This window comes from Aneurinibacillus sp. UBA3580 (genome assembly GCF_002375825.1).
Classification (GTDB): Bacteria; Bacillota; Bacilli; order Aneurinibacillales; family Aneurinibacillaceae; genus Aneurinibacillus; species Aneurinibacillus danicus.
The window spans coordinates 52147-66163 of sequence record NZ_DFMZ01000023.1 but is presented as its reverse complement, the minus strand read 5'-3'; the positions used below and the strand labels follow the sequence as shown (position 1 = coordinate 66163).

Below are 14017 nucleotides of genomic sequence, written 5' to 3'. Positions count from 1 at the left end.
GCCTTGAATTTGTTTTCCTCTGTCCAAATCGCCGCCATTTCCGGGCGGGTATAGCGTGGAATCATGTTACATATCCTCCCTTGGGGTTACTCCCAAATTTGTAATTGTTCGATACCCTGCAATGCGGCTTCGACCGATTCAGCCAGAACATTGATATGACCCATTTTCCGCTTCGGTTTACTGTCTTTCTTGCCATACAGATGAAGCTTGGCCGATCGGGGAAGCTTCTCTATTTTATCAAGAACAGGAGCAAGATGCTCTCCCAGAATGTTAACCATGACAACAGGAGACAGAAGCGCCGTATCGCCAAGCGGCAAATCACAAATCGCCCGAATGTGCTGCTCGAACTGCGAGGTTACACAGGCATCCATCGTATAGTGGCCCGAATTATGCGGCCTTGGCGCCAGTTCGTTGACCAGCACGCTTCCTTCTCCCGTTACAAACATCTCCACGGCGATAAGCCCAACTACTCCTAACTTCTCCGCAATCGTTACCGCCAATTCCTCCGCGCGCTCCGCCACGGCTTGCCCAATACGGGCGGGGACGATGGATACATGAAGAATGTTCTCCCGGTGTATGTTCTCGGCGACCGGGAAGGTCCGAATCTCGCCCGAGACGCTGCGTGCTGCAATGACCGATATTTCTTTAATAAAGGGAACGAACTGCTCGATAATAATGTCCGTACCCGCTTTTGCCAGTTCGCGGTATGCAGGCGCTGCCTCTTCCACTTTGCGAATAACGTACTGTCCCTTGCCGTCATATCCACCGGTTGCCGTTTTCATTACTGCCGGAAGACCTAATTCCAGCACCGCTGTTTCGGCGTCTGTTTCACTTTCAATAATACGGAACGCGGCGACCGGGATGCCGAACGAAGCCAGCGTCGATTTCTCCCGGATGCGGTTCTGCGTGATGCGAAGAAGTTCACTGCCCTGCGGCACATACGATTTCTCCTCCAACACCGCAGCGACATTCGCATCCACGTTTTCGAATTCATACGTAATGACATCGCTTTTTTGCGCCAACTCCAGCGCGCCGTTTACATCAGCATATCCTGTTACGATATGATTATCCGACACCTGAGCACAAGGGCAGTCTTCCGTTGGATCAAGGGTGGCGAAACGATAGCCGAGGGCCCGTCCGGCCAGCGCCATCATCCGGCCAAGCTGGCCTCCGCCCAATACCCCGATTGTCGCACCCGGTTTTATCACTCTTTTCTCACTCATGGCAACTGGCTTCCCTCCAACACATGCCGTTTGACTCTTTCCCGGCGTGCCGTAAACCGTTCCCGAATCTCCGGATACTTATTGCCCAGAATTTGTGCTGCCAGAAGCCCCGCATTTGTCGCCCCTGCTTTGCCGATCGCGACAGTGGCGACCGGCACACCGCCCGGCATCTGCACAATGGAGAGCAGGGAGTCCAATCCGTTCAACGCAGAGGATTTGACCGGTACACCGATGACCGGAAGCGCGGTCTTGGATGCCACCATGCCCGGCAGATGGGCCGCACCGCCCGCGCCTGCAATGATGACCTCCAGGCCGCGCTCTGCCGCCTGCTCCGCATAGTCAAACATCAAGTCGGGTGTCCTGTGTGCGGACACGACCTTTTTCTCGTACGGTACTTCCAGCTCTTCCAGTACCGCGCACGCTTCCTTCATCGTGTCCCAATCCGAGGTGCTGCCCATAATAACACCCACCAATGGCTGGTTCATGCAATATGCCTCCTTTTTCCATAGAAAACCACCATGGCCGATAGCCACAAGCCCTGCCATGAACATGAAGGGAGGAGCGGCTGCCTTGTTGTGGTACGAAGAAAACAGAGAAAAGAACGAGGATGCGATTTCAATGTAGAAAAAGGCAAACGTCTTTTTCTACCCCATATCTTCTTTTCTCTTTTCTTCTTTTTTTCCTTATTTTCACAAAAAAAAGCCCGGACGGTAGATTTCCCCTTACACAGTGAGAAACCTACCGCCTGGGCTTTTATCCCTACGGTGTAGCATGCTATTGCACGCCTGAATCGCTCGGACCTAAAGCCTGTGTTACGACTCCGGAACCCTAGATTCACTTTCCACTCAATTCACCCTTAGTTTAGCAAGCCAAATGAAGTTCGTCAAGACAATTTCCGAACGTTTATATGTTTTATAAATATAACATTCGTTATTATAAACAAAGAAGCCACCTGTGCAGGCAGCTCCTTTTCGCTGTAAGCATTGATTAATCGCAAGCGCAAGCGATGATTACGAGCAGGATGAACAGCACCAAAATTATGCCTATCACATCATCTCCGTTGAAGAAACCCATACATTTCACCTCTTTCCGTTACTTGTGCCTATGCGGGTGTCTATTAATCGCAGGCGCAAGCGATGATTACGAGCAGGATGAACAGCACCAAAATTACGCCAAATTCACCTCTAAATCCTCCGCAAGAACTCATTTTCTTCACCCTTTCCTTTTATTTATGTGTATCGCAGTCTTCGTCAATCACAGGAGCAAGCGATTACCACCAGCAGAATGAATAGTACGAGAATCACCCCAATGCTATCATGGCCGCCAAAGCAACCCATACCGTCTCACTCCTTTCAGCCAGAACTTTGAATCACTTGACATGCTACATACTATGTCCCGGACGAGCAGGCGGTTTGGACGTTCGCCTATCTTTAAACAAAAAAAAAGAGCCCGCTCGGACTCTGTTCCAGACTCATTGCACCGTCAGTCTTGATATTGTTTTTGGATTCGTACAATCTCGGAAAGATTGTCGAAAAAAAGCTCGACAATTTTAGGATCGAAATGCGTGCCGCTGCCCTGGCGGATAATCTCGTACGCTTTCTCATTTGGGTAAGGTTCCTTATACGGACGGCGGCTGGTTAATGCATCGAATACGTCCACTACGGCCACAATCCGGCCGCTCAGCGGAATTTCTTCACCGGAAAGTCCGTATGGATACCCGGATCCGTCATATTTCTCATGGTGGGACAGGGCAATTTCACTCGCCAGCTTAAGCAGCGTGGAATCCGATCCACTTAGTATCTTATAGCCGATCAGCGTGTGCTCTTTCATCTTTTCGAACTCTTCAGGTGTTAGCTTGCCCGGCTTCAGTAAGATTTGATCAGGCACGCCAATCTTTCCGATATCATGCATAGGACTTGCATGAATCATTAAGTTCACTTCATCTTCGCTCATGTCCATCGCGCGGGCCAATACGCCGCAGTAGTGGCTAATGCGCTGGATGTGAGCCGCCGTCTCCGGGTCTTTAAACTCCGCAGCTGACGACAGACGTTCCACGATTTCTCTGTGACTATCCTCCAGTTTATTGTTTAATAACCGAAGCGCCGCCAATGCCTCCTGCAGTTCGGCTGTCCGGCGCATTACTTCATTCTCCAGACGCTGCTTTGCCATGGCCAGCTGCTTGTAATAATGACGTGTCCGCAGAAGTGTATGCACCCTGGCATACAACTCGTATTTATCGATGGGTTTATTCAAAAAATCGTCGCTGCCTTCTTCCAGCGCTCTAATTTTGTCTTCTTTGCTGTCAAGCGCTGTCACCATAATGACCGGGATATAACGCTCTTTCAACGCTCTGATTTCCCGCAGCACTTCGTATCCGTTCATTCCCGGCATCATTACATCCAGCAAAATTAAATCGATATCTTCATTATTCAGGATCAGCAGGGCATCCCCCCCTGTGCAAGCGGAAAGCACGCGATAATTCTTTACCGTCAATAGCTGTTCCAGCACATCCAGATTGTACTCCTCGTCATCGACAATTAAAATATTGGACCGGCCAAGCGCCATCTTTTCTTTCTCAAGTTCGTTCGTAAGCGAAAAAAGGTTCATTGTTTCCGCCCCTTTCCCGTTTATTTCTTTCTATTATTTATGGAAAACATTTGCCAGTCGAACAGTAAAACACGAACCTTTTCCCTGCTCACTTTCTACGCTAATCGTTCCGTTCAAAAGCGAAACAAGACGAGCCGTAACGGAAAGCCCCAGTCCCGTTCCTTTGTATTTGCGCGCAAGCGAGCCATCAATTTGCTTAAACGGCTCAAAAATCATTGCATGATGCTCGGGGGAAATGCCAATTCCGGTATCCTCTACAGCTATCAAAATATCTGTTTCATCTCTGGTCAAACGTACTGTGACAAAGCCTTGTTCGGTAAATTTAATGGCATTGGATACTAAATTCATGACGATTTGCTTTAACTTCTGCTCATCGCTTTGAATCCAGATGTCCGTCTCTCCCTCTATCCGCAAAAGAATGGGCTTATCACCGCGTAAACTCTCCGCATTATGCATACAAAAACGCAGCAAAGACTGAATGTACACCGGTTCAATCACCAGCGCCATTCGGCCCGCTTCCATTTTTGATAAATCGAGAATGTCATTAATAACCGCCAGCAGATGCTTTCCGCTTTCCTTAATCCGCTTTATATTGTTGACCTGCTTCTCCGGTACGGACCCTTCCAATACATCTATTACTATATCGGAGTAACCGATGATTGCGTTTAACGGTGTGCGCAACTCATGGCTCATTGTGGAGAGAATCTGACTTTTTAGGTTAGCCGCTTCCTGGGCAATCCTTCTCTCCTTCTTCAGTTCTTCAATATAATGCGAATTCTGCAGCGCTACCGCGAATGCGCGGCTAAAGCTCATCATCATTTCCTCGTCTTCCTTGGTAAACCGGAAAGCGCCGACCTTGTCGATGAGAGAGAAGCGACCTACTTCCCGCTTACCGATAACAACCGGCACTTCCAGGAAAGAGTCGCTTCCTTCATGCTCCGAGATAAGGGAGGTGTCTGCGTATTTATTCGAAGAAATGATTCGTTTCTCTTTCCCCTCATTCAATATAATGGTAAGCGTTACTTTTCTTGCCCCGATAACTTGTCCTACTGTCGCGACCATATCTTCTAAAAAACCATCCGTCAATTCCAGACTCCCGTACAGCTTCTCAAGCAGCAAATGAAGGGAGTGAAGCTGCTGCTGCCTATATTTCAACTGTTGCAAATAAAACCGTCGAATCATCAAGATAAGCATAACAAGAGGGACGCCGACAACAACGATAACCACCAGTGCTCGTTGCCATACATCATACAATGTAATAGCGTTGCCAATCGTTTTGGAAATAATGTAGACAAACAGCGTTGTCGTGATGAAAATTCCAAGAAACGCCATGATCACAGCCGTAACCGCACTCTGATTCCATCCAACTTTCTCAAATTGGATCGGAAATCCATTGCGATACAAATCCCGTTGAACCTGCATGAGAATACCAAAATAAAAAGGGGCATAAGTGGTCATTATTACACCGATACAAATAAAAACAATAAAAATCATGTCTTTTTTTCCATCAACCACCTGGTAAAAAAACAAGAACGCCAAAAAGAGAAAAGAGACAATACTATATACAACGTATTCGTATAGGATGCGTCGAAGCGAAGCCTGAACAAGCCCGTTTTCTTTCTGTTTACTTACATCGATGAGCCATTTATCGAATCGCTGCATAACCAGAGCGCAAAAGAAAACAGAAAACAAAACGGTAAATAAACCAAGAAACGGCTTTTGCAGCAGGCCTGCAAGCTGGTACATATGCAAAAGGTTGACAGATAAGGCAAATACTACACTTAGGAGAATAGGCACAAGGAAACTGGCGCTTATCCAGAGTACCATTGTCTTTTTTCTCATAGCTCTCCCCGTTCTTTTTTTCTATAATTCTAAGCATTGCTCGTTCTATGCTCTCTATACAAATTATAACAGCATTCTTATCCGATTTTTCAAAAAAATCGCAAGGAATCGTGACAGGACATGTTTAAATAAAAACAAAAAGCGGAGGAAGACTCTCGTCTTTCCTCCGCTTTTCGTAAACATTTATGCATTGATGTCGATGAATAAAAATCTTGCAACAATCAGAATCGCAAGAACCCACATAAGCCAGTGAACTTTGTTCTTGCCTCCGGCGAGGTTATTTGCCGTTGCCAGAATTACGTAAAATACGATACCGAAAGAAATACCGTTAGCAATGGAATAAGTAAACGGCATAAAAATAATCGTAAAGAATGCAGGAATAGCATACACCATGTTATCCCATTCGATGCCGCGCACCGCCCCCATCATCAGGACACCGACGATAATCAGCGCAGGCGCTGTTGCCTGTGCCGGAACAATCAATGCCAGCGGAGCTAAGAACAGCGCAAGAATAAACAGGATACCGGTCGTCACCGAAGTCAAACCGGTACGTCCACCCTGTCCTACACCGGCCGCACTTTCTACATAGGCCGTAATCGTACTTGTGCCGAGCAGCGCGCCAAGACTAACGCCGCCTGCATCTACCAGCATCGCCTGACCGATACGCTTCTTCGCATCCGGCTTATCAAGCAAACCGGCTTTTGCAGCCGTTCCCGTTAACGTACCAAACGTATCAAACAGTTCTACAAATGTGAAGGTAAATACAATCGTCAGCAGGCCGGCATTTAATGCGCCGGCGAAATCAAGCTGACCGATGGCCAGATTGCTGAAGCTAGGCACCCATTGCGCATCCTGCAGAGAAGATACATTCGTTACACCCATCGGAATGCCGATAATCGTTGTTATAATAATACCAAGAAGAATGGCTGCTTGTACACGCATAACCATCAACACGCCCGTGACAAGAAGACCGATAAGCGTCAGCAGGATTGCCCTGTGCTCCACAAAATTGCCGAGCTGCAGCAGCCAGTCGTTTGCACCCAACTCCGTAAATGGTTTCGCCGGGTTCTGACCAATGTAGAAGCCTGTTAACAAACCGCTCGTTTTAAACCCGATAACAGTGATGAACAGACCGATCCCTACCGTAATCGCTGCCCGCAACGAATCCGGAACCGCATCAAGCAGCATTTGCCGGACTTTTGTAATCGTTAGAATGAAAAAGATAATACCTGAGATGAATACGGAAGCCAGCGCAATCTGCCATGTAATCGCTCCGCCAGAGCTCATAACGACAGCAGCGAAATACGCGTTCAATCCCATTCCCGGCGCCAGCGCGATCGGATAGTTTACGAACAGTCCCATCATGATGGTGACCAGTCCCGCGCCAAGCGCGGTGGCCACGAACACAGCATTGAAATCCATGCCCGTAGCCCCTCCGGCCGTCAAAGTGAGCGGGTTAACAATCAGAATATACGCCATTGTAATGAATGTAGTCAGGCCGGCGATGATTTCCGTCCGCACATTCGTGTTATTTTCTCGCAACCTGAAGAATTTCTCCATCTTCCTTTTTCACCCTTTTCCTTATCGTTTTTTACACGATTATTCCCACTCGATAGTTGCCGGCGGTTTGGATGTAATGTCATACACCACGCGGTTGACATGTGGAACTTCATTTACAATACGAACGGAAATCTTCTCCAATACATCATAAGGGATGCGCGCCCAGTCAGCGGTCATGCCGTCGATAGAAGTTACGGCGCGGATACCGATCGTGTAATCGTACGTACGGCCATCTCCCATTACACCTACGCTACGCACATCCGGCAGAACGGTGAAGTATTGCCAGATTTCGCGCTCTAGGCCCGCTTTCTTGATTTCATCGCGCAGAATAAAATCGGATTCGCGTACGATTTCAAGCTTCTCTTCCGTTACTTCGCCCAACACCCGAATGCCGAGGCCCGGACCCGGGAACGGTTGACGCCATACGATTTCATGTGGCATGCCAAGCTCCTCGCCCACTTTGCGTACCTCGTCTTTAAACAGCTTATTCAGCGGCTCGATTAGATCAAGCTTCATTTCTTCCGGCAGACCGCCCACATTGTGGTGCGACTTAATCGTTTGCGCCGTTGCCGTACCGCTCTCGATAATGTCGGTATACAGCGTACCTTGCGCAAGGAAGTCCATGTCCGTCAGCTTGCCAGCTTCTTCCTCGAACACGTAAATGAACTCGTTGCCGATAATTTTGCGCTTTTTCTCCGGATCGGAGACGCCTTTTAATTTATTTAAGAAACGCTCGCGTGCGTCGATCTTAATCACGTTCATGTGGAACTTCTCTGCGAAAGTCTCCATTACGCTTTCCGCTTCACCTTTGCGCAGCAGGCCATGGTCGACGAACATGCAGGTCAGTTGATCGCCGATCGCTTTATGGATAAGCACAGCTACTACAGAAGAATCCACACCACCACTAAGAGCGCACAGCACTTTTTTGTTGCCGACCTTCTCACGGATTTCATCCACCATCATGTCGATGTAGTTCTCCATCGACCAGTTTCCCTCACAGCCGCATATTTCGAACAGGAAGTTCTTCAGCATCTCATTGCCGCGTACGGAGTGACGCACTTCCGGGTGGAATTGTACGCCGTAGAAATTCTTCTCCGGATGGCTGATAGCCGCCACCGGGCACGCTTCGTTGCTAGCGTCAATCCGGAAGCCTTCCGGGACTTCAATGACTTTGTCTGTATGGCTCATCCAAACGGTTTCCACTTTGTCCAGGCCTTTAAAGAACGGGGTCTCATTGTGGATGGTAATGTCAGAGCGCCCATATTCGCGTACGCCTGCGCGCTCTACTTTTCCTTTCAGATTATGAGACATGAGCTGCATACCATAGCAGATGCCGAGAATAGGTACGCCCATATCGTAGATACGCGTATCGCACTGGGGTGCCCCTTCTACATATACGCTAGCCGGACCGCCAGAGAAAATGATTCCTTTCGGATTCAGCTTCTCCAGCTCTTCCACCGGAGTGTTATACGGCATCAATTCGCTGAACACGCCAAGATCGCGAATGCGGCGTGCAATCAACTGGTTGTATTGTCCTCCGAAATCGAGGACGACGACTAGCTCTTTCGGCTTGTCCATCTTCGTAAAATCCCCCTCTGTGTAACTTGTTGCGCTAAGAGGCGTTCAGCACATTTCTCATCTTAGCATGGTTTATTCTTTCCTATAAAAAAGCAAAAAACCGGGCATGTCTCTATATGGATACAGAGGCAGAAACCCGGCATAGGCGTCTGTCCCCATAGTCGAATCATTTACGGTGATTCGGTAGAAACTCTCAGGCCATATTCCTGATATTATATGAGGTCGTTTGAATGTATTTATCGATTATGACGAGATTAGTTTACCAGAGGCATAGGAAAAGTCAAGGACTAAAATATGAAAGTTCCATACATTTTCAGCTTTAATGTTCGTGTTTTCTTATCGTAAAATCCAGTTTATTCCTAAACATTCTTTTAAAGCCAGAGTATTGTTAAGAAAAATCTGAAATGAGAAAAACTCGCGGGCGTTGCCGCTCGTCCTTTTTCCTCAAAGAAGCCAAACAGCCGCTTTGTGCCGCGCACACACCTCGCGAGTTTTTTTCACTTACTAATGGAGGGAAAGTACATTTTGCTTTATCACTGTAAAGCAAAATATACTTTCCTATACCATAAAAAAACCTCCCCGATTCACTCGGAGAGGTTTATTCCCAGGGGACAGGGATTACATCATTCCCATGCCGCCCATTCCGCCCATGTCAGGCATGCCGCCGCCTTTTTCCGGCTCCGGCTTGTCAGCTACAACCGCTTCGGTTGTCAGGAACATAGCCGCAACGGATGCGGCGTTTTGCAACGCAGAACGAGTTACTTTCGCCGGGTCAACGATACCTGCTTCGATCATGTTCACCCATTGAGCAGTCGCTGCGTTGAAGCCAATGCCCACTTTCTCGTTTTTCAGGCGCTCAACGATAACAGAGCCTTCAAGACCCGCATTTGCAGCGATTTGGCGTACCGGCTCTTCCAGTGCACGCAGGATAATGCGGACACCTGTCGCTTCATCGCCTTCTGCTTGAACTTCTGCCACTTTGTTATAGATGGATACGAGCGCGGTACCACCACCGGCTACGATACCTTCTTCAACAGCAGCACGCGTTGCGTTCAGTGCGTCTTCGATGCGGAGCTTCTTCTCTTTCAGCTCAGTTTCAGTAGCTGCACCGACTTTGATAACCGCAACACCGCCAGCCAGTTTAGCCAGACGTTCTTGCAGTTTTTCTTTGTCGAACTCGGAAGTCGTTGTTTCAATTGCAGCGCGGATTTGGTTTATGCGAGCGTCGATGTTTGCTTTGTCGCCAGCACCTTCTACGATCGTTGTGTTTTCTTTTGTTACAACCACTTTACCTGCTTGACCAAGCTGTTGCAGAGAAGCAGATTTCAGATCCAGACCGAGGTCTTCTGTGATAACCTGACCGCCAGTCAATGCAGCGATGTCTTCGAGCATTGCTTTACGACGATCACCAAATCCCGGAGCTTTTACCGCAACCGCAGTGAATGTGCCGCGCAGTTTGTTTACAACCAGCGTAGCCAGCGCTTCGCCTTCTACATCTTCAGCGATGATAAGAAGCGGCTTGCCTTGTTGTACAACTTTCTCGAGCACAGGCAGGATTTCCTGAATGCTGGAGACTTTCTTGTCAGTAATCAAGATGTACGGATTCTCGAGTACCGCTTCCATCTTGTCAGTGTCTGTAATCATGTACGGAGAAGCGTATCCACGGTCGAATTGCATACCTTCTACAACGTCAAGCTCCGTTGTGAAACCTTTGGATTCTTCTACCGTGATAACGCCGTCTTTACCCACTTTTTCCATTGCTTCAGCAATCAGTTGGCCGATTTCATTGTCAGCTGCAGAGATTGCTGCTACTTGTGCGATGGATTCTTTGCCTTCGATCGGCTTAGAAATTGCATGCAATTCTTCTACCGCAGTACGAACCGCTTTTTCGATACCTCTGCGGATTACCATCGGATTTGCACCGGCTGTTACGTTCTTCAGACCTTCGCGAATCATCGCTTGAGCCAGAACCGTAGCCGTTGTCGTACCGTCACCCGCTACATCGTTTGTTTTGGTTGCAACTTCTTTAACCAGTTGTGCACCCATATTTTCGAACGGATCTTCAAGTTCGATTTCCTTCGCAATGGTTACACCATCGTTTGTGATTAACGGAGAACCGAATTTCTTCTCAAGTACAACATTGCGACCTTTAGGTCCAAGCGTAACTTTTACTGCATCTGCAAGCGTGTCAACACCGCGGAGCATGGCGCGGCGTGCTTCTTCGCTAAAACGAATCTCTTTAGCCATTCTGTTCGCCCTCCTGATTATGTAGTATTCGTTTTCTATACGTTACCTGCACGGTGAAAAGTCAGATAATAAATTGCCGTTCTCAGTGATTAGTCAACAATCGCGAGAATGTCGCTTTCACGCATGATCAGCAGTTCTTTATCGCCGAATTTCACTTCTGTGCCAGCGTATTTGGAGTAGATAACGCGGTTACCTTCTTGAACTTCCAATGCGATACGCTCGCCATTCTCGATGCGTCCGCTTCCTACAGCAACGACTTTACCTTCTTGCGGCTTTTCTTTTGCCGTTTCCGGAAGTACGATTCCGCTAGCAGTTGTTTCTTCTTTTGCGATAGGTTCGATAATCACACGATCACCCAATGGCTTTAACACTGAAAACAACCTCCCTGTTAAGTATCTTGTTAGCACTCAACCTCATCGAGTGCTAACACAATTATTATAATATATACTTTATTTCTGTTTTGCAAGTCCTGGACTGCAAAAAAATTTCCTTTCTCATTCTGAACATTTTCAGCTTGGAATATTCCTTAGCCAAGAGATATTCCAAACTCAGAGGTAAGAAAGTTAGAAATTTGAAAGTTGGCGTACAAAGTTGAGAAAAACTCGCGGGCGTTGCCGCTCGTCCTTTTTCCTCAAAGAAGCCAAACAGCCGCTTTGTGCCGCGCACACACCTCGCGAGTTTTTTCTCGCTTACTAATGGAGGGAAAGTATATTTTGCTTTATCACTGTAAAGCGAAATATACTTTCCTATACCATAAAAAAGGCGAATGCCTTTTCCCTCTACTCTAACTCCCTCCTTCTTTCTAATAGTTCCCACAAAAAAAGAGCCGGAGGGTCGGCTCTCTTATCCCTTTTTGTTTCTTTACTATTTACTCTCTCTCAATCCTTAGGACGGCATCCTCTTCTTTTTTATCGCCGTAAAATTCCTTCTCCCACTCCGCATCTTCTTTCAACTGCTTGCGGTAAATTACACGGGAAATCAGCACGCTAATCTCATATAAAATCACCAGAGGCAAAAATACGCTTAAATGACTTACGAAATCAGGCGGCGAAATCAACGACGCTACAATGACAAGCGCCAAGTATGAGTATCCCCGCATCTTCTGCATACGCATCGGATTCAAGATGCGCAGCCTCGTCAGAAACATGACGATGATAGGAAGCTCGAACAGCAGCGCCAGCGGAATGATAATATTGAACATAAACCCGAAATATTGTGCCAATCCGAATGTTTCTTCAGCCCCTAACGAGCCTGAAAACTTAATCATGAAAGTAATGATCATCGGAAATACGAGATAGTACCCGACGGCAAGTCCGGCTAAAAACAGCAAAAATGCCGGAGCAATAAACACGCCGGCCGCTCTCCGCTCATGTGGACGAAGTCCCGGAGAGATAAAGCGCCAGAGATGGTACAATATGAACGGCAGCGTGATAACAAGCGCAATGACAAACGAGAACTGCATGTATACACGCAGACCGTCGGCAATCCCGAATACATGCCATTGAATGCCCGCATCCTTCTGGAAATAGTGAACGATAGGCTGCGCATACGAAAAACCGACGATAAACGCGATGACGAAAATCACCGCAATCCAGATCAGGCGGCGCCGCAGCTCTCCCAGGTGCTCCACAAGCCGCATTTCTCGATCTTGAGTGCTCATGTGCTGTTCAAATCCTCTCTTAAACAGACAGCTTTTTTCAGGTATTTACGTTTTCGTTCGTTCCTTGAATGATGGCCAGGGCTGAGGAAATCTGGTCCGCAATCGCCAGGAAACACCATTCCATTCCCGGAAGGCTTCCCGGTAGATTAATAATCAGAGCATTCCCGCGCGTCCCTACGATCGCACGCGTAAGCAACACCTTGCGTGAATGCTGCATGGCACAGCGACGCATCTCTTCCGCGAGACCCGGAACATGACGATCAATAACCAGCTCTGTTGCTTCCGGTGTTACGTCTTCCGGACTCAGTCCCGTACCGCCAATCGTAATCAGCAAATCCACTTTCTCCCGGTCGATAAGCTCGATCATATTCTCTTTCAGCATCTCTATATTATCAGGCGACAGACGATGATGCGCAACTTCTGCGTCAAAATTATGCTTCAGCAGCGCCTCCAGCTTCGGAAAACAGTCATTCTCCCGCTCTCTGCAATACACCGAGTTGCTTGAAGTGACGACCCCAATTTTCCACATTCAGGTAACCCTCCGTTATTCACTAAAAAATTCAATAAAAAACCTAATTTTATTGTACTATAACCTGTCCCTGTTGTGTCGATTTTTACACATCGAGACAGTGGCAAAATCATGAACAAACAATGGACCTACATTCAGTAATAATCCGATCTATCCTGTGGTCATGTTCTTCGACGGGCAGCGATGGGACCATCTGCATCTCATAGCACACCGCAAAAAGAGGCGGCAGACTTCCAAGATCTGTGAAAAAGCGATCGTAAAAGCCTCCTCCGTATCCAAGACGCTCCCCCCGCTTCGTAAACGCGACGCCCGGAACAATAATGACGTCGAACGGCTCACCCAGCCACGGCTCGCATTCAGCCTCATCAGGCTCACGAATGCCGTATACGCCTCTTGTCAATGTATTCCATCCGCTGAAACGATACGGAACCATGCGTTTCTCTTCCGGATAGGTTTTCGGTACATACACATCCTTGCTCGCCTTGCAACATGCATTGACAAAAGTGTCCAGACACACTTCATCCCCAAACGAAAGGAACGTAAACAGACGCTGCGCATTCCAAACTTCCGGCACAGCAAGCAAACGCTCTACGATCTTCCGCGAACGCCACATACGTTCCTGTTCGCTCATTTCTGCTCTTTGTCTAAGAATTTGACGGCGCAGCTGCCGCTTATCCTCTTTCCGATCTTTTATGTCCATGCTTTTCTCCCTTCCTCCGCTTTTTCGCCTATGTATTTTGAGATACACTAGGAGTGGACAAAAATAGGGGT

Annotated in this window: 12 protein-coding genes and 1 riboswitch; all 12 genes read right to left on the bottom strand. The window is 47.8% G+C overall.

Features of this window, described 5'->3' with window-relative positions; translation table 11 throughout:
• Positions 1-86: 86 nt before the first annotated feature.
• On the bottom strand, positions 87-1223 hold the full coding sequence (purK, locus tag B2899_RS03730) for a 5-(carboxyamino)imidazole ribonucleotide synthase (protein ID WP_146811172.1): 1137 nt from the start codon (positions 1221-1223) through the stop codon (positions 87-89).
• Positions 1220-1708, bottom strand: a complete 489-nt coding sequence (gene purE, locus B2899_RS03725) for a 5-(carboxyamino)imidazole ribonucleotide mutase (RefSeq protein WP_146811173.1) — start codon at positions 1706-1708, stop codon at positions 1220-1222. The genes purK and purE overlap by 4 nt, the downstream gene beginning before the upstream one ends.
• 632 nt (positions 1709-2340) lie before the next feature.
• Positions 2341-2430, bottom strand: a complete 90-nt coding sequence (locus B2899_RS03720; protein ID WP_286884131.1) for a YjcZ family sporulation protein — start codon at positions 2428-2430, stop codon at positions 2341-2343.
• A 275-nt stretch (positions 2431-2705) separates the two neighbouring features.
• Positions 2706-3830: a response regulator gene (locus B2899_RS03715; protein WP_286884129.1), complete on the bottom strand. Its 1125-nt coding sequence runs from the start codon at positions 3828-3830 to the stop codon at positions 2706-2708.
• Between the two features lie 33 nt (positions 3831-3863).
• Positions 3864-5672: a GAF domain-containing sensor histidine kinase gene (locus B2899_RS03710; protein WP_286884127.1), complete on the bottom strand. Its 1809-nt coding sequence runs from the start codon at positions 5670-5672 to the stop codon at positions 3864-3866.
• A 183-nt stretch (positions 5673-5855) separates the two neighbouring features.
• Positions 5856-7232, bottom strand: a complete 1377-nt coding sequence (locus B2899_RS03705; protein ID WP_286884125.1) for an NCS2 family permease — start codon at positions 7230-7232, stop codon at positions 5856-5858.
• Between the two features lie 39 nt (positions 7233-7271).
• A complete protein-coding gene (guaA, locus tag B2899_RS03700; protein WP_146811868.1) occupies positions 7272-8810 on the bottom strand; it encodes a glutamine-hydrolyzing GMP synthase in 1539 nt (512 codons plus the stop codon).
• 138 nt (positions 8811-8948) lie between these two features.
• A riboswitch (purine riboswitch) is annotated at positions 8949-9050 on the bottom strand.
• A 378-nt stretch (positions 9051-9428) separates the two neighbouring features.
• The gene (groL, locus tag B2899_RS03695; RefSeq protein ID WP_146811869.1) at positions 9429-11057 is read right to left on the bottom strand and encodes a chaperonin GroEL; all 1629 of its coding nucleotides are present in this window, start codon (positions 11055-11057) and stop codon (positions 9429-9431) included.
• A gap of 89 nt (positions 11058-11146) precedes the next feature.
• The gene (gene groES / locus B2899_RS03690; RefSeq protein ID WP_146811870.1) at positions 11147-11428 is read right to left on the bottom strand and encodes a co-chaperone GroES; all 282 of its coding nucleotides are present in this window, start codon (positions 11426-11428) and stop codon (positions 11147-11149) included.
• A 497-nt stretch (positions 11429-11925) separates the two neighbouring features.
• On the bottom strand, positions 11926-12717 hold the full coding sequence (gene tatC, locus B2899_RS03685) for a twin-arginine translocase subunit TatC (protein ID WP_286884122.1): 792 nt from the start codon (positions 12715-12717) through the stop codon (positions 11926-11928).
• Positions 12718-12754: 37 nt separating this feature from the next.
• Positions 12755-13246, bottom strand: a complete 492-nt coding sequence (locus tag B2899_RS03680) for a MogA/MoaB family molybdenum cofactor biosynthesis protein (protein WP_146811871.1) — start codon at positions 13244-13246, stop codon at positions 12755-12757.
• A 109-nt stretch (positions 13247-13355) separates the two neighbouring features.
• Entirely contained in the window at positions 13356-13946 is a 591-nt protein-coding gene (locus B2899_RS03675) for a 5-formyltetrahydrofolate cyclo-ligase (protein WP_286884120.1), read from the bottom strand.
• Between the last annotated feature and the right edge of the window lie 71 nt (positions 13947-14017).